This is a genomic window from Streptomyces sp. NPDC096046 (assembly GCF_040303285.1).
Lineage (GTDB): Bacteria > Actinomycetota > Actinomycetes > Streptomycetales > Streptomycetaceae > Streptomyces.
Window position 1 is genome coordinate 1 of sequence record NZ_JBEOSZ010000005.1, and the last position, 19,280, is coordinate 19,280.

The 19,280-nt window shown below is 73.5% G+C and carries 19 protein-coding genes; 10 read left to right on the plus strand and 9 right to left on the minus strand.

The annotated features are described in order from the left end of the window. Window positions 1-248: 248 nt before the first annotated feature. Together ABTX62_RS06080 and ABTX62_RS06085 are read right to left on the minus strand one after the other, a co-directional pair. Window positions 249-1,439 carry a CaiB/BaiF CoA transferase family protein gene (locus tag ABTX62_RS06080; protein ID WP_352115045.1) on the minus strand — a complete coding sequence of 397 codons (1,191 nt, stop codon included), beginning with the start codon at window positions 1,437-1,439 and terminating at the stop codon, window positions 249-251. Between the two features lie 435 nt (window positions 1,440-1,874). After that, window positions 1,875-2,114 (minus strand): hypothetical protein, encoded by a 240-nt coding sequence (locus tag ABTX62_RS06085; RefSeq protein ID WP_352115046.1) that lies wholly within the window; start codon window positions 2,112-2,114, stop codon window positions 1,875-1,877. Window positions 2,115-2,228: 114 nt separating this feature from the next. Here ABTX62_RS06085 and ABTX62_RS06090 point away from each other — a divergent pair, with 114 nt between their 5' ends. Beyond that, a complete protein-coding gene (locus ABTX62_RS06090; protein WP_352115047.1) occupies window positions 2,229-3,134 on the plus strand; it encodes a LysR family transcriptional regulator in 906 nt (301 codons plus the stop codon). Window positions 3,135-3,267: 133 nt separating this feature from the next. Here ABTX62_RS06090 and ABTX62_RS06095 read toward each other — a convergent pair whose 3' ends face one another. Next, window positions 3,268-3,846: a TetR/AcrR family transcriptional regulator gene (locus ABTX62_RS06095; protein WP_352115048.1), complete on the minus strand. Its 579-nt coding sequence runs from the start codon at window positions 3,844-3,846 to the stop codon at window positions 3,268-3,270. Between the two features lie 240 nt (window positions 3,847-4,086). Here ABTX62_RS06095 and ABTX62_RS06100 point away from each other — a divergent pair, with 240 nt between their 5' ends. From ABTX62_RS06100 to ABTX62_RS06115, 4 genes are read left to right on the plus strand one after another with little or no spacing between them, the layout of a single operon-like run. Further along, window positions 4,087-4,632, plus strand: a complete 546-nt coding sequence (locus ABTX62_RS06100; protein ID WP_352115049.1) for a 2Fe-2S iron-sulfur cluster-binding protein — start codon at window positions 4,087-4,089, stop codon at window positions 4,630-4,632. Then, window positions 4,629-5,621 carry an FAD binding domain-containing protein gene (locus tag ABTX62_RS06105; protein WP_352115050.1) on the plus strand — a complete coding sequence of 331 codons (993 nt, stop codon included), beginning with the start codon at window positions 4,629-4,631 and terminating at the stop codon, window positions 5,619-5,621. The genes ABTX62_RS06100 and ABTX62_RS06105 overlap by 4 nt, the downstream gene beginning before the upstream one ends. Continuing rightward, window positions 5,618-7,732 carry a xanthine dehydrogenase family protein molybdopterin-binding subunit gene (locus ABTX62_RS06110; protein WP_352115051.1) on the plus strand — a complete coding sequence of 705 codons (2,115 nt, stop codon included), beginning with the start codon at window positions 5,618-5,620 and terminating at the stop codon, window positions 7,730-7,732. Before ABTX62_RS06105 ends, ABTX62_RS06110 begins: the two co-directional genes overlap by 4 nt. Next, the gene (locus ABTX62_RS06115; protein WP_352115052.1) at window positions 7,725-8,849 is read left to right on the plus strand and encodes an XdhC family protein; all 1,125 of its coding nucleotides are present in this window, start codon (window positions 7,725-7,727) and stop codon (window positions 8,847-8,849) included. The genes ABTX62_RS06110 and ABTX62_RS06115 overlap by 8 nt, the downstream gene beginning before the upstream one ends. A 483-nt stretch (window positions 8,850-9,332) precedes the next feature. Here the strand turns inward: ABTX62_RS06115 and ABTX62_RS06120 are convergent, their stop codons facing one another. Further along, window positions 9,333-9,896: an NADPH-dependent FMN reductase gene (locus ABTX62_RS06120; protein ID WP_352115053.1), complete on the minus strand. Its 564-nt coding sequence runs from the start codon at window positions 9,894-9,896 to the stop codon at window positions 9,333-9,335. A 129-nt stretch (window positions 9,897-10,025) separates the two neighbouring features. Here ABTX62_RS06120 and ABTX62_RS06125 point away from each other — a divergent pair, with 129 nt between their 5' ends. The 3 genes from ABTX62_RS06125 to ABTX62_RS06135 all read left to right on the plus strand — a co-directional run bounded on the left by ABTX62_RS06125 (window position 10,026) and on the right by ABTX62_RS06135 (window position 13,487). After that, on the plus strand, window positions 10,026-10,694 hold the full coding sequence (locus ABTX62_RS06125) for a TetR/AcrR family transcriptional regulator (protein ID WP_352115054.1): 669 nt from the start codon (window positions 10,026-10,028) through the stop codon (window positions 10,692-10,694). An 80-nt stretch (window positions 10,695-10,774) separates the two neighbouring features. Then, window positions 10,775-11,824, plus strand: coding sequence for a LacI family DNA-binding transcriptional regulator (locus tag ABTX62_RS06130; RefSeq protein WP_502997909.1), 1,050 nt, complete (start codon window positions 10,775-10,777; stop codon window positions 11,822-11,824). A 226-nt stretch (window positions 11,825-12,050) separates the two neighbouring features. Further along, on the plus strand, window positions 12,051-13,487 hold the full coding sequence (locus tag ABTX62_RS06135; RefSeq protein WP_352115056.1) for a benzaldehyde dehydrogenase: 1,437 nt from the start codon (window positions 12,051-12,053) through the stop codon (window positions 13,485-13,487). 47 nt (window positions 13,488-13,534) lie between these two features. Here ABTX62_RS06135 and trxA read toward each other — a convergent pair whose 3' ends face one another. Next, entirely contained in the window at window positions 13,535-13,921 is a 387-nt protein-coding gene (trxA, locus tag ABTX62_RS06140) for a thioredoxin (protein ID WP_352115057.1), read from the minus strand. Window positions 13,922-14,040: 119 nt separating this feature from the next. Here trxA and ABTX62_RS06145 point away from each other — a divergent pair, with 119 nt between their 5' ends. Next, window positions 14,041-15,471, plus strand: coding sequence for a dihydrolipoyl dehydrogenase family protein (locus ABTX62_RS06145; protein WP_352115058.1), 1,431 nt, complete (start codon window positions 14,041-14,043; stop codon window positions 15,469-15,471). A gap of 162 nt (window positions 15,472-15,633) precedes the next feature. Here ABTX62_RS06145 and ABTX62_RS06150 read toward each other — a convergent pair whose 3' ends face one another. Further along, window positions 15,634-16,278, minus strand: a complete 645-nt coding sequence (locus ABTX62_RS06150) for a peptide deformylase (protein ID WP_352115059.1) — start codon at window positions 16,276-16,278, stop codon at window positions 15,634-15,636. A gap of 154 nt (window positions 16,279-16,432) precedes the next feature. Here ABTX62_RS06150 and ABTX62_RS06155 point away from each other — a divergent pair, with 154 nt between their 5' ends. Beyond that, complete coding sequence (locus tag ABTX62_RS06155) at window positions 16,433-17,836, plus strand: PepSY-associated TM helix domain-containing protein (protein ID WP_352115060.1); 1,404 nt, start codon at window positions 16,433-16,435, stop codon at window positions 17,834-17,836. 66 nt (window positions 17,837-17,902) lie between these two features. Here the strand turns inward: ABTX62_RS06155 and ABTX62_RS06160 are convergent, their stop codons facing one another. The 3 genes from ABTX62_RS06160 to ABTX62_RS06170 are packed head-to-tail and all read right to left on the minus strand — an operon-like array spanning window position 17,903 to window position 19,253. Beyond that, window positions 17,903-18,262, minus strand: coding sequence for a tetratricopeptide repeat protein (locus tag ABTX62_RS06160; RefSeq protein WP_283968527.1), 360 nt, complete (start codon window positions 18,260-18,262; stop codon window positions 17,903-17,905). Next, entirely contained in the window at window positions 18,259-18,774 is a 516-nt protein-coding gene (locus tag ABTX62_RS06165) for a winged helix DNA-binding protein (protein ID WP_352115061.1), read from the minus strand. Before ABTX62_RS06165 ends, ABTX62_RS06160 begins: the two co-directional genes overlap by 4 nt. Beyond that, window positions 18,771-19,253, minus strand: coding sequence for a MarR family winged helix-turn-helix transcriptional regulator (locus ABTX62_RS06170; protein WP_352115062.1), 483 nt, complete (start codon window positions 19,251-19,253; stop codon window positions 18,771-18,773). Before ABTX62_RS06170 ends, ABTX62_RS06165 begins: the two co-directional genes overlap by 4 nt. Window positions 19,254-19,280 lie beyond the last annotated feature (27 nt).

Consider the following 19,280-nt stretch of genomic DNA (forward strand, 5'->3'; position numbering starts at 1 on the left):
GAACGGCTGGCACCACCACGTCACCCTCGTCTCCGTCGCCCATGCCTTCTGCACCCTGCAACGACTGGCCAAAGCCCCAAAAGACACGGCGCCGGCCTGAGCCTCTACCAGATCGTGCGTGAGCTGCAGACACTCCTCGCCCTCTGGACCGGCGTCTGCCCCACCTGCCACCACGACATACCCACACCGATACGAACCTGACCAAGCACTACTAGACTAGGCACCCTCCCCGCGGGACCGGGCGCCCGTCAGACGACTCCGTCCGCGCGCAGGGCCGCCACCTCGTCCGCGCTGCGGCCCAGTTCGGCGAGGATCGCCTCGGTGTGCTCGCCCACCGCCGGAACCGGGTCCATGCGCGCGGGCACGTCGGCGAGGTCGGCGGGCGGGAGCAGCGCCTCCACGGTGCCGCCCGGTACCCCGACCTCGGTCCAGCGGCCACGGGCGGCCAGCACGGGGTGGTCCAGGAAGGCGGCGACGTCGTTGACCCCCGCGCAGGCGACGCCGACGCGCTCCAGGTCCTTGAGGATCTCCTCGGACCCGGAACGGGCGAACCGCGCGGCGACCACGACGTCGAGCTCCTCCCGGTGGGCGACACGGTCGGACCCGGTGGCGAAGCGCGGATCGTCGACCAGCTCCGGCCGACCGAGGAACTCGGCGCACAGGGCCGCCCACTCCCGCTCGTTCTGGATGGAGAACAGCACCTCCTGGCCGTCGGCGGCGGTGTACGTCCCGTACGGCGCGATGGTGGCGTGCTGGGTGCCGATGCGCGGGGGCTGGGTGCCGCCGTGCCGGGTGTAGTAGGCGGGCTGGCCCATCCACTCCGCGAGCGCCTCGAACAGGGACACCTCCACGGGGTGGGCCTCGCCGGTGGTGGCGCGCGTGTACAGGGCGGTGAGGACGCCGCTGTAGGCGTACATCCCGGCGGCGATGTCGGCCACGGAGATCCCCGTCCGGGCGGTCCCCTCGGGGGTCCCGGTCAGTGACACCAGCCCGGTCTGGCACTGCACGAGCAGGTCGTAGGCCTTGCGGTCGGCCCAGGGGCCGGTGGTGCCGTAGCCGGATATCGTGCACGGGATCAGGTTCGGGCGGCGGTCGGTGACGGTGGCGGCGTCCAGACCGAGCCGGGCGGCGGCGCCCGGGGCGAGGTTCTGCACGAAGACGTCGGCGCCGTCGAGGAGGTCGTGCAGGATCTCGTGGCCGCGGGGGTCCTTCAGGTCCAGGGTGAGCGACTCCTTGGAACGGTTGAGCCATACGAAGTAGCTGGAAAGGCCGTGCACGGTCGTGTCGTACCGACGGGCGAAGTCGCCGCCGCCCGGCCGTTCCACCTTGATCACCCGGGCACCGAGGTCGGCGAGCTGCCGGGTGGCGTAGGGCGCGGCCACGGCCTGCTCCAGACTGACCACCGTGACCCCGGCCAGGGGATACCGCTGCACGCTCATGCCTCAAGCTCCCGAATCGTGTACGCAGGGTGCTCGGACAGTCTGCCGCAGGGGCAGGACACCGGCGCGGGCCGCCGACGCGATCCGGATCACGCCGCCGGGTGGTTTCGCGGGGCGGCGATGCCGGTGGCGTGCGGCTTTCATCGGCGCGACGCGGCTCGGGGCCCGCCCGCCGGCGCCGCCGGGCGGCGGAAGCTGCCCGCCGTACGGCGGGTGGCGTCACGGCGGCGTACCGGGCCACCGCGACGAACGAGACATCAGCGCCCTGCGCGAATCCGCCGCGAGCCGACAGGCGTCCGGGCCCCGCCGAGAGGCGACGGCGCCACCACGATACGCAGGTCATGGACCGTGCCGCTGGTGAGCCGAGAGGCGTAGTGCACGCGGCCGGGGGCGCCCCGAGCCGCGGCTCGTCGGGGGCCGGCGTGCGTGCGCCGGTCAGAGGCCGCAGCGGCTCGCCGTGGCCGACCGCGCGGGGGCCGGCACCCGTGCCGGCCCGCTGCGCGAGACGACACGGGTGCCGCGGCCGCCGTCGGAGACCCGGACCTGGAGTGAGCCGCATCCGCAGCGTGTCCACTCCGTGCGGCCCGTCGCCGTGGTGTGCCGCGACAGCACCCGGAACGGCTCGCCGTCGGGCCGGCCGCAGTGTGGGCAGGCGGTGGCGTCGGTGCTGGTCATGTCTGGCTCCTCGTCCCTCGTGGCTGGTGGATGTCGCGACACAGCCAGAGTGCGTCCGCGGGTCCGTACACGTCCAGGTTGACTTTCCGTACATCACTGTGAAGCCTGGCCTTTATGATCGACCTGCGCCGGCTCCACGTCCTGAGGGCGGTCGCCCACTACGGCACGGTCACCGCGGCCGCCCGGGCCCTGCACTTCACGCCGTCCGCCGCGTCCCAGCAGATCCGCCAGCTCGCCCGGGACCTGGGCGTCGACCTGCTGGAGCCGCAAGGGCGCGGGGTGCGGCTCACCCCTGCCGCCGAGAGTCTGCTGGCGCACGCCGATGCCATCCAGGCCCGCTGGGACCAGGCCGAACTGGATCTGCGGGCCGATCACGGGGCGCCCTCCGGGGTGCTCCGGGTGACCGGCTTCCCGGTGGCCGTCTCGGTGCTGCTGGCGCCGATGGCGGCCCGGCTGGGGGAGCGGCATCCGCGGCTGGACGTCCGGATCACCGAGGTGGGTGTCCCGAAGAGCTTCGACCTGCTCTTCGAGGGCGAGACCGACCTGGCGGTCGTCGAAACGACTCCGCACAACCCGCCGCTGAGCGACGCGCGGTTCGATCAGCGGCCGCTGCTCGACGACCCGTTCGACCTGGTCGTACCGGAAGGGCACGGGCTGGCCGGGCGGGCCCGGGTCGATCTCGCGGAGGCGGCGCGGGAGGCGTGGATCGCGCCGGTGGAGGACAGTCCCTGCCGTCCGCGTGTCCTCTCCGCCTGCGGCGCGGCCGGGTTCACCCCCGACATCGTCCATCACGCCCTCGACTGGAACGTCTGCGCCCACCTCGTGGCCCACCGGCTCGGCGTCGCCCTCATCCCGCGCCTGGCCCATCTGCCCCCGCACCTGCCGATCACCCGGGTCCGCTGCACGGGCAACCCGCACCGCAAGCTCCTGACCTGTACCCGGGGCGGCGGGCATGCCCGGCCGGCGGTGGCGGCGGCACTCGAGGAACTGCGCGAACTGGCACCCACGGCGATCGCCTGAAAGGCCCGGACGGCCTCAGGGCTCGGCCCTGTCGGCCGGGCGCGTCCCCTGCGCAACCCGGCCGGGCCCGCACCCTGTGCGGGGCCGGCGGGCCCGCCCCCTGGAGGTCGCCGGCCGGGCCCGCCCCAGTACGTCAGCGGCCGGGCGCCCCCGCCCGCAGCGCGTCCATGACGAAGTCCAGCAGACGGGTGGCGCGTGGCTGCCAGTCGCCGCGGGGGTCCATCGTCCAGAGTCCGCCGATGGCGAGGAAGAGGTCGTCCGCGGTGATCCCCGGCCGGATGGTGCCCGCCTTCTCGGCGGCTCGCAGCAGGAGTTCGGCCGCCTCGGTCACCGGGGCGTGTCCCGGCTTCGCCGGCTGCCCCGGAGCGCTGGTGGCCTGGCGGATGGCGTCGGCCAGGCCCGCCTTGGCCATGGCGAACCGCGCCAGCCGGTCCATCCACTCGCGCAGCGCCCGGTCGGGCTCCCGGCTCTCCAGCAGCGGTGCCGCGGTGTCGGCCACCTGCTGCATCTCGTGCCGGTAGATCTCCAGGACGAGTGCCTCACGGGTGGGGAAGTGGCGGTAGAAGGTGCCCTGGCCGACGCCCGCCTTCCTGGCGATCGTGCTCAGCGGGGCGTCCGCCGAACGCGTCAGTTCGTCCAGCGCCACCGCCAGGATGCGCTCGCGGTTGCGCTGTGCGTCCGAGCGCAGCGGAGCGTCCCTGTTCTGCCGCACTCGCCCTCCTCGTGATCCATGGCCGAAACTCGGTTCTTGTTAAGCGGACAGTTGTCCGTTAGTTTTTCCCGTAACGGACAACTGTCCGCTTGCCTCATCGTATCGGCGTGCCGTCCGTACGGACAGTCCACGGCTCCCGCGCCCTGGACCGGCCCGCCCGCATCCCGCACGGCCGCGCGACGGCGCTTTGGGCCGCAGCGCCGTGCTCCCCGACCTCGCGATGTGAGAGAGAAGGCTCCCATGCCCCCATCGACGTCCAGCGACCTCACCCTGTCCGTCAACGGCGAGAAGTACACGCTGACCGTCGACCACCGCACCACCCTGCTCGACGCCCTGCGTGAGCACCTCGACATGACCGGCACCAAAAAGGGCTGCGACCAGGGGCAGTGCGGCGCCTGCACCGTCCTGGTCGACGGCCGCCGGAGCGTGGCCTGCCTGCAGTTGGCGGTCGCCGCCGAAGGGCGCGAGATCACCACCATCGAAGGTGTGGCCGACGGAGATCGACTGCACCCGGTGCAGCAGGCGTTCCTCGACCTGGACGGTTTTCAGTGCGGCTACTGCACACCAGGGCAGATATGTTCGGCCATCGCCGTGATCGAGGAGCACGCGGCCGGCTGGCCGAGCGCGGTCACCGGCGACGTCCGGCCCGAGGCGGGACCACCACCGCTCACCCCGGAGGAGATCCGGGAGCGCATGAGCGGCAACCTGTGCCGCTGCGGCGCCTATGTGTCGATCGTCCAGGCCGTGGCCCGGGCCGCCGAGGAGACGAAGGGGGCCGCGGCATGAAGGAGTTCGGCTACCAACGGGCGTACGACGTCTCCGGCGCCGTGGCGCTGCTCGACGGCGACGGGCAGGCCCGCTTCCTGGGCGGTGGCACCAACCTCGTCGACCTGATGAAGACCGGCGTCGAACGGCCCGCCCGGCTCGTGGACATACGCGAACTACCCTTGAACCGCGTCGAACCGGCCGAGGACGGCGGGCTGCGCATCGGGGCGACCGTCACCAACACCGACCTGGCCGTCCACCCGGAGGTCCGGCGCCGCTACCCCGCACTCGCCCAAGCGGTGCTGGCCGGCGCTTCCGGGCAACTGCGCAACATGGCCACCGTCGGCGGCAATCTGCTCCAGCGCACCCGCTGCGGCTACTTCGCCGACATCAACTCACCCTGCAACAAACGTGATCCCGGCAGCGGCTGTCCAGCGATCGCGGGCGAGCACCACAACCACGCCATCCTGGGCGCCTCCGGCCACTGCGTGGCGACCCACCCGTCGGACATGGGCGTGGCCCTGACCGCCTTCGACGCGCGCGTGACCTACGAAACCGCCGCCGGGCCGCGGGAGTTGCCGCTTGCCGACCTGTATCTGCCGGTGGGGGAGACCCCGCACCGGGAGACCACCCTGCCGACGGGCGCACTGATCACCGGCGTAACCCTGCCGCCCACCGGAACAGCCGCCAACTCCCGCTACCGCAAGGTGCGCGAGCGGGCCTCGTACGCCTTCGCCATCGGCTCCGTCGCCGCCGCGCTCGACGTACGGGACGGTCGCGTGCACGACGTGCGCCTGGCGTTCGGCGCCGTCGCCTCCCGCCCCTGGCGCGCTCGCGCGGCCGAACGCCTCCTGGCGGGCGAGCCGGCCGACGCGGCGCATTTCGCGGCCGCCGCGGACGCCGAACTGGCCGCCGCCCGGCCCCTGCCCGACAACGGATACAAGGTGACCCTGATGCGCAACCTCGTCGTGGCCGTGCTGAGCGAACTCGCCGAGGAGGCCGCCCGATGACCACCGCCACCAGGGGAGCCGTCGGCACCGCGCACACACGCGTGGACGGCCGCGACAAGGTCACCGGTGCGGCCCGTTACGCCGGTGAGATCCCGTTCGCCGCACTCGCCCACGGCTGGCTGGTGCTGTCCACCGTCGCCCGCGGCCGCATCCGTGCCCTGGACACGGAGGCCGTGCTCGGCATGCCAGGTGTCCTCACCGTGCTCCACCACCACAACGCCCCGCGCGTCGACACCGGTTACATCGGCGTCCTGGGCGTCCCGCCGGACCCGGGCGTCGGCCTCTTCCAGCACGACCGGGTGCCCCACGCCGGCTGGCCGGTGGCCCTGGTCGTCGCGGAGTCCTCCGAACAGGCCAGGGAGGCCGCCGAGGCCCTGGTGGTGCACTACGACCAGGAGCCGCACGACGTGGCGTTCTCCGCCGAGCGCGACGCCGAGGCGTACCCGCTCGACGGGCACCTCCCGGCCGTGGTGGAGAAGGGCGACCTGGAGGCCGAACTCACGGCGTCCGCGGTCGTGGTGGACGAGCGGTACACCACCCCCGAGGAACACCACAACCCGATGGAGCCGCACGCGGCGGCGGCCCGGTGGGAGGGCGGCCGGCTCGAGGTCGTCGACTCCAACCAGGGCACCGGCTGGGTCGCCGACGAGCTCGCCAAGCTCTTCTCCCTCGACCCCGGCTCGGTGCGGGTCCGGTCCGAGCACGTCGGCGGCGGCTTCGGCAGCAAGGGCGCCCGCGCCCATCAGGTGGCCGCGGTGATGGCCGCGACCGTCCTGCAGCGCCCGGTCAGGGTCGTCATGACCCGCCGGCAGATGTTCTCGCTCGCCGGCTACCGCAGCCCCACCGCCCAGCGGGTCCGGCTCGGCGCCGATGCGGACGGGCGGCTGCGCGCCCTGGAGCACCGGTCGCTGAACCAGACCTCGACCGTGCACGAGTTCGTCGAGCCGGGCGCCGCGGCGAGCCGTTCGATGTACGCCGCCGACGCCCATCACACGCACAACCGGCTCGTGAGGCTCGACGTCCCGACCCCGACCTGGATGCGCGCCCCGGGGGAGGCACCGGGCTCGTTCGCGCTGGAGTCGGCGCTCGACGAGCTCGCCGAGCGGTGCGGCATCGACCCCATCGAGCTGCGAGTCCGCAACGAACCCGCGGTGGGCCCCGTCTCCGGGCTCCCGTTCAGCGGCCGCAACGTGATCGCCTGCTTCCGTGAGGGCGCCCGCAGGTTCGGCTGGGACGGGCGGGATCCGCGGGCCGGTGTGCGCAAGGAGGGCCGCTGGCTGCTCGGCACGGGCACCGCGGCGGCCTCCTTCCCCGTGATGGCCATGCCGTCCACGGCGGCCGTGACCGCGCAGGCGGACGGCACCTTCACGGTGCGGATCAACGCCGCGGACATCGGCACCGGCGCCAGGACCGCGCTCACCCTGGTCGCCGCGGACGCCCTGGAGGTGCCCGCGGACCGGGTCCATGTGCGGATCGGGGACAGCGACCTCGGCCCTGCGATGATCGCCGGCGGCTCGGCGGGCACCCGCTCCTGGGGCTGGGCCGTCACGGCCGCCGCCGGGGAACTGCGCCGGAGTCTCGCACCCGGCGCCGACATCCCGCCGGAGGGCGTCACCGTACGGTCGAACACCGCCGAGGCCGTCGGCGCGCTCGCCCAGAAGGAGCGGCACTCCTTCGGGGCGCAGTTCGCCGAGGTCGCCGTCGACCCGGCCACCGGCGAGGTCCGCGTGCGCCGCATGCTGGGCATCTTCGCGGCCGGCCGCATCGTCAACCCGCTCACCGCCCGCAGCCAGTTCGTCGGCGGCATGACCTGGGGCATCTCCATGGCCCTGCACGAGGAGGCGGTCCGGGACCGGGCGAGTGGCGGCGTCTACGGAGCCGACCTGGCCGGCTACCACGTCGCCGCGCACGCCGACGTACCGCACATCGAGGCCGACTGGGTGGACGACCCCGATCCGGACGACCCGGTCGGCATCAAGGGCATCGGCGAAGTCGGCATCGTCGGCGCGGCCGCCGCGGTCGCCAACGCGGTGTGGCACGCCACCGGCGTACGCCACCGCAACCTGCCGATCCGGCCCGACCGCGTCCTGCTGGCGGGCGGCGATGCTTGATCTCGCGGGGCCCCTGCACGCGTGGATCGAGGAGGGCCGGGACTTCGCCGTCGCCACGGTCGTCGGCGTCGGAGGCAGCGCCCCTCGCCCTCCCGGTGCCGCGCTCGCCGTCTCCGCCGACGGCACGGCGGTCGGCTCGGTCTCCGGGGGCTGTGTGGAAGGAGCGGTGTACGACCTGTGCCTTCAGGCCCTCGGGGACGGCGAGGTGCTCGTCGAGCGGTTCGGCTACAGCGACGAGGACGCCTTCGCGGTGGGGTTGACCTGCGGCGGGACCATCGACGTCATGATCACCCCGTTCGTGGGCGGACGTGCGGTCGAGTCGGCCGCACTGGCGGCCGCCGCCCGGAGCGAGCCCGTGGCCCTCGCCCGGGTGGTCCGGGGCCCGGCCGCCCTCCTCGGCCGGGCCCTGCTGGTCCGCCCCGACGGCTCCGGCGACGACGGGCTCGGCGCCGACCCGGACCTGGAGCGCACGGTGGCCGACCGAGCCCGCGCACTGCTCGACACGGGCCGCACCGGCACGGTGGAGCTCTCCGAGGACGGGTCGCACTGCCCCGGCGGTCTCACCCTGCTCGTCGAGTCGGCCGTCCCGCCGCCCCGCATGATCGTGTTCGGGGCGATCGACTTCGCGGCGGCCCTGCTCCGGGCGGGCAAGTTCCTCGGGTACCACGTCACCGTGTGCGACGCCCGCCCCGTCTTCGCGACCCGGGCCCGTTTCCCCGAGGCCGACGAGATCGTCGTCGACTGGCCCGACCGCTACCTCCGGCGCACCGGGACCGACGGGCGCACGGTGCTGTGCGTGCTCACGCACGACGCGAGGTTCGACATCCCGCTGCTCACGGAGGCACTGCGGCTGCCCGTCGCGTACGTCGGCGCCATGGGCTCCCGCCGCACCCACGAGGACCGCAACCGGCGGCTGCGCGAGGCGGGCGTGAGCGAAAGCGAGCTGACCCGGCTGAGGTCGCCGATCGGCCTCGACCTGGGGGCCCGCACACCCGAGGAGACCGCCGTGTCCATCGCGGCGGAGATCATCGCGGCGCGACAGGGCGGCACGGGGGCACCGCTCACCGGCTCGGACACGCCGATCCACCGGCCCGGACGCGAGCCGCAGCCGGCCTGAGCCGCTGGCCTGAGCCGCCGGTAGGGGCACGGGCCGGTCCGGGGGCGCGGGGCCGGTCTGAGGATGAGCGGGTCCGGGCATCGGCCGGTCTGGGTACGGGCCGGTCTGAGGATGAGCGGGTCCGGGCACGGGCCGGTCTGGGTACGGGCCGGTCTGAGGATGAGCGGGTTCGGGCATCGGCCGGTCTGGGTACGGGCCGGTCTGAGGATGAGCGGGTTCGGGCATCGGCCGGTCTGGGTACGGGCCGGTCCGGGGTATCGACCGTAGGGGCACGGGCCGGTCCGGGGACGGGCCCGTCTGAGGATGAGCCGGTCCGGGTACGAGCTGGTCCGGACACCGGCCGGTCCGGGCCTCAGCCGGCGGAGACCCCGGGGGCAAGGTGAACAGCGAGGTCACCGTCGGCGCAGACCCTGCCGACGGCATGGCGGAGGGGCCGGGGCCGTTGCCGGCCGCGGCCCCTCCGTGGGCGCGAGGTGAGGACGGTCAGGCCGCGGCGGGCGAGGAGACGTGGCCGTGCAGGCGGGCGATGACCTCCGTCAGCTGCTCGGCGACCTCGGCGTCGTCGGCCGGGTGCGTCTCGGCGAAGCGGGTCATCGAGCCGGGGATGGACAGCTTGACGTCCTCCAGGACCTTGCCGCCGGCCACGCCCACGGACTTGCGGGTCTCGTCGTGCGCCCAGACGCCGCCGTACTGGCCGAAGGCGGTGCCGACCACGACGACCGGCTTGCCGCTGAGGGCACCGGCGCCGTACGGGCGGGACAGCCAGTCGATGGCGTTCTTCAGGACGGCCGGGATGGTGCCGTTGTACTCGGGGGTGAAGAGGAGCAGGCCGTCGGCGGCGTTCGCGGCCGCGCGCAGCTTCACGGCGGTGGCCGGAACGCTGCCCTCCACGTCGATGTCCTCGTTGTAGAACGGGATCTCGGCCAGGCCCTCGAAGAGGTCCACCTCGGCGCCCTCGGGAGCGAGCTTGACGGCCGCCTCGGCGAGCTGGCGGTTGTGCGAGCCGGCGCGCAGGCTGCCGACGAGAGCGAGGATACGAACAGACATGCTGACTCCCACGTAGTGAAAACAGTGCTCTGGAACGGCCGAAAAGATCCGGACCGGGGTCCGTTTAATGTTCTAGCATCCTAACCGGACCCCGGTCCAGTTTTGTTCCCGATGCTTTAGGCTGGTTTCATGCCCGCCGTCCCGCAGCCCGCCCCGACACCCCAGGAGCCCGTCGACCACCCCGAGCTGCTGCAGCTCGGCACCGCCCTGGAGACGGACGAGCCGTGCCTGCGGGCCGACGCCGCGCGCAACCGGGCCCGGCTGCTGGAGGCCGCCGCGCGGCTGGTGGCGGAGCGCGGCGCGGGCGGCGTCACGATGGAGGCGGTGGCCGCCGAGGCCTGTGTCGGCAAGGGCACGGTCTTCCGCCGGTTCGGCGACCGCACCGGCCTGCTGACCGCCCTGCTCGACCACTCCGAGAAGAAGTTCCAGGCCGCGTTCCTCAGTGGCCCGCCGCCGCTCGGACCCGGAGCGCCCCCGGTGGAGCGGCTGCGGGCGTTCGGCCGCGCGATGCTGCGCAGGTCGAGCGACGAACTGGAGCTGCAGCTGGCCGCCGAGCCGGGCGCCGGCCGCCGCTTCACCTCCCCGCCCCGCCGGGTGCACCACCGCCACGTGACCGTGCTGCTGCGGCAGATCGTCCCGGGAGCGGACTGCGAACTGCTGTCCCACACCCTGATGGGTCAGCTCGACCCGGCCCTGGTCCACCACCTGACCAGGCAGTCAGGGATGCCCCTGGCCCGCCTGGAGGACGCCTGGGTCGATCTCGTCGATCGGGTGACGGGCACGGCCGCAGGCGGCTGAGCCCGCGAACGGGCCCCGTGACCGCTCACGACTCCCTCACAACTCCCCCGCCTGAAGGGCGCATTGGGGCTTCTGCCAAGATGCCGTACGTCATGGTGCAGATACCGAAAACGCCCGCGCCCCCGTCCCCCGCACCGTCGCGCTCCGTGCCCACGAGCGCCGATGTGGCCCGCCTGGCCGGCGTCTCGCGCGCGACCGTCTCCTACGTCCTGAACAACACCAGCGCCGTACGGATCAGCGAGCCCACCCGCCGCCGTGTGCACGAGGCCGCCAGGGAACTCGGGTACGTACCGCACGCGGCGGCCCGCAGCCTGCGGGCCGGGCACAGCCGGATGGTCCTGATCCCCGCGCCGACCTTCCCCGTCGGCCCGCTCTACAGCCGGTTCCTCGCCGACATCCAAGGCTCGCTCGCCGGTCTGGACTACACGGTGGTGCAGTACGGCACCGGCGGCCCGCACGGCGACGAAGCCGCCCGCGCCTGGGCCGAGTTACGGCCCGTGGCCGTCTTGGTGCCCGGCTCCGGACTGGGCCCGCGCGGGGTGGCGGTGCTCAAGCGCTCGGGGGCACGGGCCGTGGTCACCCTCGGCCCCGAGACCATCGAGGGCGCGCACGCCCTGCTGATGGACCACGACGTCGTCGGCCACAGCGCGGGCGCCCACCTCTACGACCGCGGCCGCCGCCGGATCGGCGTCGTCGTACCGCAGGGCCGCGGTCTCGAGGCGTTCTCCGCACCCCGCCTCGACGGCGTGCGCCAGTCGCTGCGCGGCACGGACGCCACGGTGACCGAACTGCCCCTGGCCTACGACGAGCAGGCCGCGGCGCACCTGGCCGCCCGCTGGCGAAGCCTTGGTCTGGACGCCGTGTTCACCTACAACGACGAGTACGCGATGCTGCTCATGCGGGCCCTGCTCGACGAGGGCATCCGCATCCCCGAGGAGACGGCCGTGATCGGCGCCGACGACCTGGTGCTCGGACGGCTGCTGCGGCCCCGGCTGAGTACGGTCCGTCTGGAGCTGCCCTCCGGCCCTGAACTCGCCGAGCTGGTCGACCGCACGGTGCGCAGGCCCACGACCGAGCCCGAGACGCACAAGGTGCTCGGCGCGACGGTGCTGCACCGCGATTCCAGCTGAGCCGACGGGGCGCGACGACCGGTGGGCGGCCGGTGAACCGGCTTTCGGCCCGCGGCACGGCTAGGATGTTGCATGCTCAACAAAACGGGGGCGCGTTCCCACCCGGGCCGCGGCGCACTCCGCCGCGCCCGCGCGGCGCGTCCCGCCATGTGACCGCCGAACCGGCCGCGCACACACGGGAATCGACCCTCCCGTCCGCCGGTGACCGATCGATCGGAGAGCCGTCATGCCGTTGCTCGACACCAAGAGCTGGCAGCCCCGCAGTTTCACGGGGCCCGGGTACACCGTCACCGAGCCCGCCACCGGCCAAGCCCTCGGCTCCCTCACCCTCGCCGGGCCCGAGGACGTCGGGGCCGCCGCCGAACGGGCGGCCACCGCCCGGGAGGCATGGGCACGCACCCCGCACTTCGCCCGCGCCGCCGTGCTCCGCAAGGCGGGCGACCTGTTCACCGAGCACGCCGACGAACTGCGCGCATGGCTCGTCCGCGAATCGGGCTCCGTACCGGGCAAGGCCGACTTCGAGCTGCACGTCGCCGCCCAGGAGTGCTACGAGGCCGCCGCCCTGGCCTCCCGCCCGGCCGGCCAGGTCCTGCCCAGCGAGGCGCCGCGCCTGTCGTACACGCGGCGTGTCCCGGCCGGTGTGGTGGGCGTGATCTCGCCGTTCAACGCCCCGCTGATCCTCTCCATCCGCTCCGTCGCCCCGGCCCTGGCGCTGGGCAACGCGGTCCTGCTCAAGCCGGACCCGCGCACGGCCGTCTGCGGAGGGCTGTCCCTCGCCGCGGTCTTCGCCGCCGCGGGCCTGCCGGAGGACCTGCTGCACGTGCTGCCCGGCGGCCCGGACGCCGGACAGGCCCTGGTCGCCGACCCGCGCGTGCCGATCATCTCCTTCACCGGCTCCACCGCCGCAGGACGGGCCGTGGGCGAGGCCGCCGGCCGTCACCTCAAGCGGGCCCACCTCGAACTGGGCGGCAACTCGGCCATGATCGTGCTGGAGGACGCCGACCTCGACGCGGTGATCTCCACGGCCGCCTGGGGGTCGTTCTTCCACCAGGGCCAGATCTGCATGACCACGGGACGCCACCTGGTGCACGCGTCCCTGTACGACGAGTACGTCGAGCGGCTGGCCGCCAAGGCCGACTCACTCGCCGTCGGCGACCCCTACCGGGACCAGGTCCACCTGGGCCCCATCATCGACTCGGCCCAGCTCACCAAGATCAGCGGCCTGGTCGAGGCCAGCACGAGCGGGGGCGCCAAACTCGCCGCCGGCGGCACCCACGACAGGCTCTTCTACCGGCCCACGGTCCTGGCCCACGTCGACGACCACTCTCCCGCGTACACGGAGGAGGTCTTCGGCCCGGTGGCACCCGTCCGCTCCTTCACCACCGCCGACGAGGCGGCGGCGCTGGCCGCGCAGAGCCCGTACGGTCTCTCCCTGGGCATCATCACGAGGGACCCGGCCCGCGGTCTCGACCTCGCCGAGCGCATTCCGACCGGCATCGTCCACATCAACGACCAGACCGTGAACGACGAGGCCGTGGCGCCCTTCGGCGGAGTCGCCGCCTCCGGCACCGGCGCCCGCTTCGGCGGGGAGGCCAACCTGGAGGCCTTCACCGAACTGCGCTGGACCACGGTACGCGGAGACGTGGCCCCGTATCCCTTCTAGGAGCGTCCGCCAGTGCCGCGGCGGGGCGAACGTTGCCTGCTGCGGCGCTAGCCCGCCTGCCGGCCTTCCTGGGCCTGCTGCTCGGCGACCGCCTTGCGCACCTCGTCCATGTCGAGCTTCCGGGCCTGCCCGATGACGTCCGTCAGGGCGGCCTCGGGCAGGGCGCCCGGCTGGGCGAACACGGCGACCTGGTCCCGGACGATCATCAGCGTGGGGATGGACTGGATACCGAAGGCCGCGGCCAGCTCGGGCTGCGCCTCGGTGTCCACCTTGCCGAACACCAGGTCCGGGTTCTCCCCCGCCGCCTTCTCGTAGACCGGGGCGAACTGCTTGCACGGCCCGCACCAGTCGGCCCAGAAGTCGATCAGGACGAACTCGTTGTCCGTGACCGTCTGGTCGAAGTTCTCCTTGGTGAGCTCCACGGTGCTGCTCATGGCGTCATTCCCTACTTCCTGGTGTGGGGTAAGCCGTCGGCACAACACGGCCGACCGGACACGTATTCCGCGCCCCTACCCATGTGGCCAGGGCGCACACCACCCACCAGACTGACCCCATGACGGAATCGGAAACCAACGCGTACGACGTCGTGGTGCTCGGGGCCGGACCCGTGGGGGAGAACGTCGCCGACCGCACCCGCGCGGCCGGACTGACCACCGCGGTCGTGGAGAGCGAGCTGGTCGGCGGCGAGTGCTCCTACTGGGCGTGCATGCCCAGCAAGGCCCTGCTGCGGCCGGTCATCGCCCGCGCGGACGCCCGCCGCGTACCGGGGCTGCGCCAGTCGGTGCAGGGCCCCCTCGACGCCTCCGCGGTCCTCGCCCACCGCGACTCCTACACCTCGAACTGGAAGGACGACGGCCAGGTCGGGTGGCTCGACTCCATCGGCGCCGACCTGTACCGAGGTCACGGGCGCCTCACCGGACCCCGCGCGGTGACGGTCACCGGCCCGGACGGCGGCGAGCGCCTCCTGACCGCCCGGCACGCCGTCGCCGTCTGCACCGGCAGCCGCGCCGCGCTGCCCGGACTGCCCGGGCTCGACGCGGTCAAGCCGTGGACCAGCCGGGAGGCCACCAGCTCCAAGACCGTGCCCGGCCGGCTGATCGTGATCGGCGGCGGAGTGGTCGCCACCGAGATGGCCACGGTCTGGCAGGCCCTCGGCTCGAAGGTCACCCTGCTGGTCCGCGGCAAGGGCCTGCTGCCGCGCATGGAGCCCTTCGCGGGGGAACTGATCGCCGAGGCGCTCACGGAGGCCGGCGCGGACGTCCGAACGGGCACGTCCGTGGAGTCGGTGACCCGGGAGAACGGGACGGTCGTGGCCGTCACCGCCACCGGCGACCGCATCGAGGCCGACGAGATCCTCTTCGCCACCGGCCGCGCCCCGCGCACCGAAGACATAGGCCTGGAGACGATCGGCCTCGGCCCCGGCTCCTGGCTGCCCGTCGACGACAGCCTCCGCGTGACCGGCCACGACTGGCTGTACGCGGTCGGCGACGTCAACCACCGTGCCCTCCTCACCCATCAGGGCAAGTACCAGGCCCGCATCGCCGGTGCCGCCATCGCCGCACGGGCGAGCGGGGAGGCCCTCCCGGCCGAGCCCTGGGGGGCGCACACCGCGACCGCCGACCACACCGCCGTCCCCCAGGTCGTCTTCACCGATCCGGAGGCCGCGGCCGTGGGCCTGTCCCTGGCCGAGGCGGAACAGGCGGGCCACCGGGTGAAGGCCGTCGACGTGGACCTGTCCACCGTCGCCGGGGCCGGTCTGTACGCCGACGGCTACCAGGGCCGCGCCCGGATGGTCGTCGACCTCGAGGACGAGATCCTGCGCGGCGTGACCCTCGTCGGCCCCGGCGTCGGCGAACTCATCCACTCCGCCACCATCGCGGTCGCCGGGCAGGTCCCGGTCAGCCGCCTGTGGCACGCCGTCCCGTCCTACCCCACGATCAGCGAGGTGTGGCTGCGGTTGCTGGAGGCCTACCGCGACGCCTGACCCCGGTCCGTCCGGGCCGGGCCGGGCGGGGACGACGATCCCGCTGCGCGTGCGCGGGCACCACCGGTTCCCGGTGGCCGTCGTCCCACAGGTCCGCCTCGGCCCCCGGCAGCGGGAGAACCCGAACCGAAGCCTTCGAGGGGCGGCCGGGCGGTCAGCGCGTCACGGCAGCTCGAAGCCGAGCGCCCGCGCCGCCTCCTGCGGTGTCGGCTGGGCCCAGCGCTCCGCCATCGCCTGGTTGGACGACAGCGAACGCGTGACGGCGCGGTCCAGGTACAGGACGCCGTCGAGGTGGTCCGTCTCGTGCTGCACGATCCGGGCCGGCCAGCCCGTGAACACCTCGTCCAGCGCCCGCCCGTGCTCGTCCTGACCGGTCAGCCGCACCACAGCGGGCCGCGCCACCACCGCCTGCCAGCCCGGCACGCTCAGGCAGCCCTCGAAGAACGAGGCCCGCTCGTCGCCGACGGGTTCATAGGCGGAATTGACCAGCACGCGGAACGGCTGCGGCACCCGCCCGCGCACCAGACGCACCTCCTCCGGCACCGGCGCGGGATCCTCGAGCACCGCGATCCTGAGCGGCACCCCGACCTGCGGAGCCGCCAGACCTACCCCGGGCGCCGCCCGCATGGTGACCCGCAGGGCCTCGACGAACCGGGCCAGCAGGGCGGGCCCCAACTGCCCGTCGTACGGCTCGGCGGCATGCCGCAGTACCGGGTCGCCGGCCGCGACGATGGTCAAGGGGAGGCCGCCGTCGAGGAGTTGCCCGACCCGCTCGGCCAGGGGCGCGCGATCGCTCGGAGTTCCCATCGCGTCAGGATGGCACGGCACCCCCCACCCTTATGTGATGCACGTCACAGGAGTTCTCCGGGAACCGAACGCCCCGCCGTCCCGACTACTGCACCGCCACGGCCGCCGCCCACACCGCGACGGCCCAGACGACGTCCCCCGGAGAAGCCCGCCGATGACCACCGCTCCCTCGACCATCACGGACGAGGCTCCGCAGCCAGCCGCCCCGGCACCGTCGAAGAGCCGCTGGGCCCCCTTGCGCCCGCTGATCCTGCGCCTGCACTTCTACGCCGGGGTGCTGGTGGCGCCGTTCCTCCTCGTCGCCGCCGTCACCGGCCTGCTGTACGCCGGCTCGTTCCAGGTCGAGAAGCTCGTCTACGACCACGAACTGACCGTCGCCGCGGGCGAGAAGAAGCTGCCGATCAGTGAGCAGGTGTCCGCCGCCCGCAAGGCCCACCCCGAGGGCACGGTCTCGGCCGTACGCCCCTCACCCGAGGCCGACGCGACGACCAGGGTCATGCTGTCCGGCGTCCCGGGCGTGGACGAGGGTCACACGCTCGCGGTGTTCGTCGACCCGTACACCGCGAAGGTGCGCGGCGCCCTCGAACAGTACGGCTCGACCGGCGCGCTGCCGCTGCGCACCTGGATCGACGAGTTCCACCGTGACCTGCACCTGGGCGAGCCGGGGCGGCTGTACAGCGAGCTGGCGGCCAGCTGGCTGTGGGTCATCTCGGCGGGCGGACTGGTGCTCTGGTTCTCCCGCCGCCGGGCCCTGCGCAAGGTACGGGGTGCGAAGGGGCGGCGGCGCACGCTCGGCCTGCACGGCAGTGTCGGCGTGTGGGCGGCGGCCGGATTCTTCTTCCTCTCGGCGACCGGTCTGACCTGGTCGGCCTACGCGGGAGCCACCATCGACGAGCTGCGCACCTCCCTGGGCCAGGCCACCCCGTCGGTGTCCGCGGCGGCCGGCGGTGAACACGCCGGGCACGGCTCCGCCGCCGGGCAGGCGGGTGACGCCGCGCACGGCGTGGGACTGGACAAGGTCCTCGCCGCGGCGCGGTCCGAGGGACTCGGTGACCCGGTGGAGATCGTGCCGCCCGCCGACGCCGACTCGGCGTACGTCGTGAAGCAGGTGCAGCGCGGCTGGCCCTCGAAGCAGGACGCCGTCGCGATCGACCCGGCCGACGGCGAGGTCACGGACGTCGTGCGGTTCGCCGACTATCCGGTGCTCGCCAAGCTCACCCGGTGGGGCATCGACCTGCACACCGGCATCCTGTTCGGTCTGGCCAACCAGATCGCCCTGATACTGCTCGCGCTCTCCCTGATCCTGCTGATCGTCTGGGGCTACCGCATGTGGTGGCAGCGCGGCCGCGGCACCGCCTTCGGCCGTCCGATGCCACGCGGAGCCTGGCAGCAGGTCCCGCCGCGAATCCTCGTACCGCTCCTGGCGGGCATCGCCGTACTCGGGTACTTCCTGCCGTTGTTCGGCATCCCGCTGGCGGCCTTCCTCGCCGCGGACATCCTGCTGGGGGAGATCGCCTACAGGCGGGGGCGGCGGTCGTACGGGACACCGGTCGTGTAGCGGCCCCCCGCCGGCACGCGGGTGCCCGGCTCCGGGGGAGCCGGGCACCCTCATGCACGGCGCGGGTCAGCGCTGCCCGAAGTCACCGCCGAGCGCCGAGGCGATCCGCAAGTGCGACTCCGCCTCCTCGTGCCGGTTCTGCCGCTGCAGGGTGCGGCCGAGCATCAGCCGGGCGTAGTACTCCACGGGGTCCCGCTCGACGATCGTCCGCAGCTCGCCCTCGGCCCGCCGCAGTTGGGCCGAGTGGTAGTAGGAGCGCGCCAGGAGCAGCCGGGGCCCGGTCTGCTCGGGCACCTCCTCGACCAGCCCGACCAGGACGCGCGCGGCGGCGGCGTAGTCCTTGGCGTCGAAGAACAGCTGCGCGCGCTCCCAGCGCTCGGCCGGGGTTCCGTGGGCGTAGTACGTGGTGTCCTGGGTCGTGTTCACTCGGTGCCTCCTTCGGGGCCGACAACCGCGCCCGGCGGTTCGGTATTCCACCGGTCGGACGGGCCCTGACGGGTCAGGGCCGCCAGTTCCGCGTCGGCCCGCCCGGTGATCAGGCTCAGCACCCGGCCCGTGACGGCCAGGTCCTCCGCCGGTATGCCGTCATAGATCCGGGCCGTGATGGGCGCCGTCTCGCCGGAGGTCGTGGCGTACAGCTCGCGGCCGGCGTCCGTGATCCGTACCTCCGACGGCCCGTCGGGGGTCAGCAGCCGCGCGGCGACCAGCTCGTCGAGCACCTGCTGTGCCTCGGTCGCGCCGATCTTCAGGGCGCCGGTGACACCGTCGGTGAGCTGCTCGCGCCGGACCGGGCCGTCGGCGACGGCGGCCAGCCGCAGGGTGACGGACTGCTGGAAGGTGATGCCCTGCCGGGCCAGCACGTTCTCGAGGAGAGCGCGGCCGGCGTAGTGGGCCAGGGCGATGACGCGGGGATCGACGCGGGGTGTGGCGGTGGTCATGACTGCTCCGTCTCGTTCTCGCTGAAGGGATCAAGCGGTGCGTCGAGCAGGGCCGTGAGTGCGTGCGTGAACTCCCGGGTGCGCGCGCTGTCGAGGCCGCCGAGTGGGTCGAGGAGTTGCTGGAGGAGCCCGTGGACGACCTCGATCGCCCGCCGGGTGACCTCGTGGCCCTGCTCGGTGAGCGCGAGCTGCACCGCGCGCGGGTCGCGGGGGTCCCGGGTCCGTTCCAGGAGGCCGGCGGTCTCCAGCGCCCGGGCGAGCTTGGACACGTAGAGCGGCTCCAGCCCGGTGTGGTCGGCCAGTCGGCGCTGGCTGGGCCGCTCACCGGAGCGCTGCATGCCGTGCAGCGAGGCCACCAGCGAGTACTGCGCGTGGGTGAGCCCCAGCGGGGCCACCGCACGGTCGACCGCAACCCGCCACTTCATCGACAGCCGCCACACCAGGAACCCGGGCGTGGCGCCTTCGGAACCGTTGCTCATGTCGAATACCGTACATGGCTACTATGT

What these genes read in the sequence shown, in the direction of transcription:
- ABTX62_RS06080 (WP_352115045.1), bottom strand. Translation starts at nt 1,439, where the DNA reads ATGAGCGTGCAGCGGTATCCCCTGGCCGGGGTCACGGTGGTCAGTCTG.
- ABTX62_RS06085 (WP_352115046.1), bottom strand. Translation starts at nt 2,114, where the DNA reads ATGACCAGCACCGACGCCACCGCCTGCCCACACTGCGGCCGGCCCGAC.
- ABTX62_RS06090 (WP_352115047.1), top strand. Translation starts at nt 2,229, where the DNA reads ATGATCGACCTGCGCCGGCTCCACGTCCTGAGGGCGGTCGCCCACTAC.
- ABTX62_RS06100 (WP_352115049.1), top strand. Translation starts at nt 4,087, where the DNA reads ATGCCCCCATCGACGTCCAGCGACCTCACCCTGTCCGTCAACGGCGAG.
- ABTX62_RS06105 (WP_352115050.1), top strand. Translation starts at nt 4,629, where the DNA reads ATGAAGGAGTTCGGCTACCAACGGGCGTACGACGTCTCCGGCGCCGTG.
- ABTX62_RS06110 (WP_352115051.1), top strand. Translation starts at nt 5,618, where the DNA reads ATGACCACCGCCACCAGGGGAGCCGTCGGCACCGCGCACACACGCGTG.
- ABTX62_RS06115 (WP_352115052.1), top strand. Translation starts at nt 7,725, where the DNA reads ATGCTTGATCTCGCGGGGCCCCTGCACGCGTGGATCGAGGAGGGCCGG.
- ABTX62_RS06120 (WP_352115053.1), bottom strand. Translation starts at nt 9,896, where the DNA reads ATGTCTGTTCGTATCCTCGCTCTCGTCGGCAGCCTGCGCGCCGGCTCG.
- ABTX62_RS06125 (WP_352115054.1), top strand. Translation starts at nt 10,026, where the DNA reads ATGCCCGCCGTCCCGCAGCCCGCCCCGACACCCCAGGAGCCCGTCGAC.
- ABTX62_RS06130 (WP_502997909.1), top strand. Translation starts at nt 10,775, where the DNA reads ATGCCGTACGTCATGGTGCAGATACCGAAAACGCCCGCGCCCCCGTCC.
- ABTX62_RS06135 (WP_352115056.1), top strand. Translation starts at nt 12,051, where the DNA reads ATGCCGTTGCTCGACACCAAGAGCTGGCAGCCCCGCAGTTTCACGGGG.
- trxA (WP_352115057.1), bottom strand. Translation starts at nt 13,921, where the DNA reads ATGAGCAGCACCGTGGAGCTCACCAAGGAGAACTTCGACCAGACGGTC.
- ABTX62_RS06145 (WP_352115058.1), top strand. Translation starts at nt 14,041, where the DNA reads ATGACGGAATCGGAAACCAACGCGTACGACGTCGTGGTGCTCGGGGCC.
- ABTX62_RS06150 (WP_352115059.1), bottom strand. Translation starts at nt 16,278, where the DNA reads ATGGGAACTCCGAGCGATCGCGCGCCCCTGGCCGAGCGGGTCGGGCAA.
- ABTX62_RS06155 (WP_352115060.1), top strand. Translation starts at nt 16,433, where the DNA reads ATGACCACCGCTCCCTCGACCATCACGGACGAGGCTCCGCAGCCAGCC.
- ABTX62_RS06165 (WP_352115061.1), bottom strand. Translation starts at nt 18,774, where the DNA reads ATGACCACCGCCACACCCCGCGTCGATCCCCGCGTCATCGCCCTGGCC.
- ABTX62_RS06170 (WP_352115062.1), bottom strand. Translation starts at nt 19,253, where the DNA reads ATGAGCAACGGTTCCGAAGGCGCCACGCCCGGGTTCCTGGTGTGGCGG.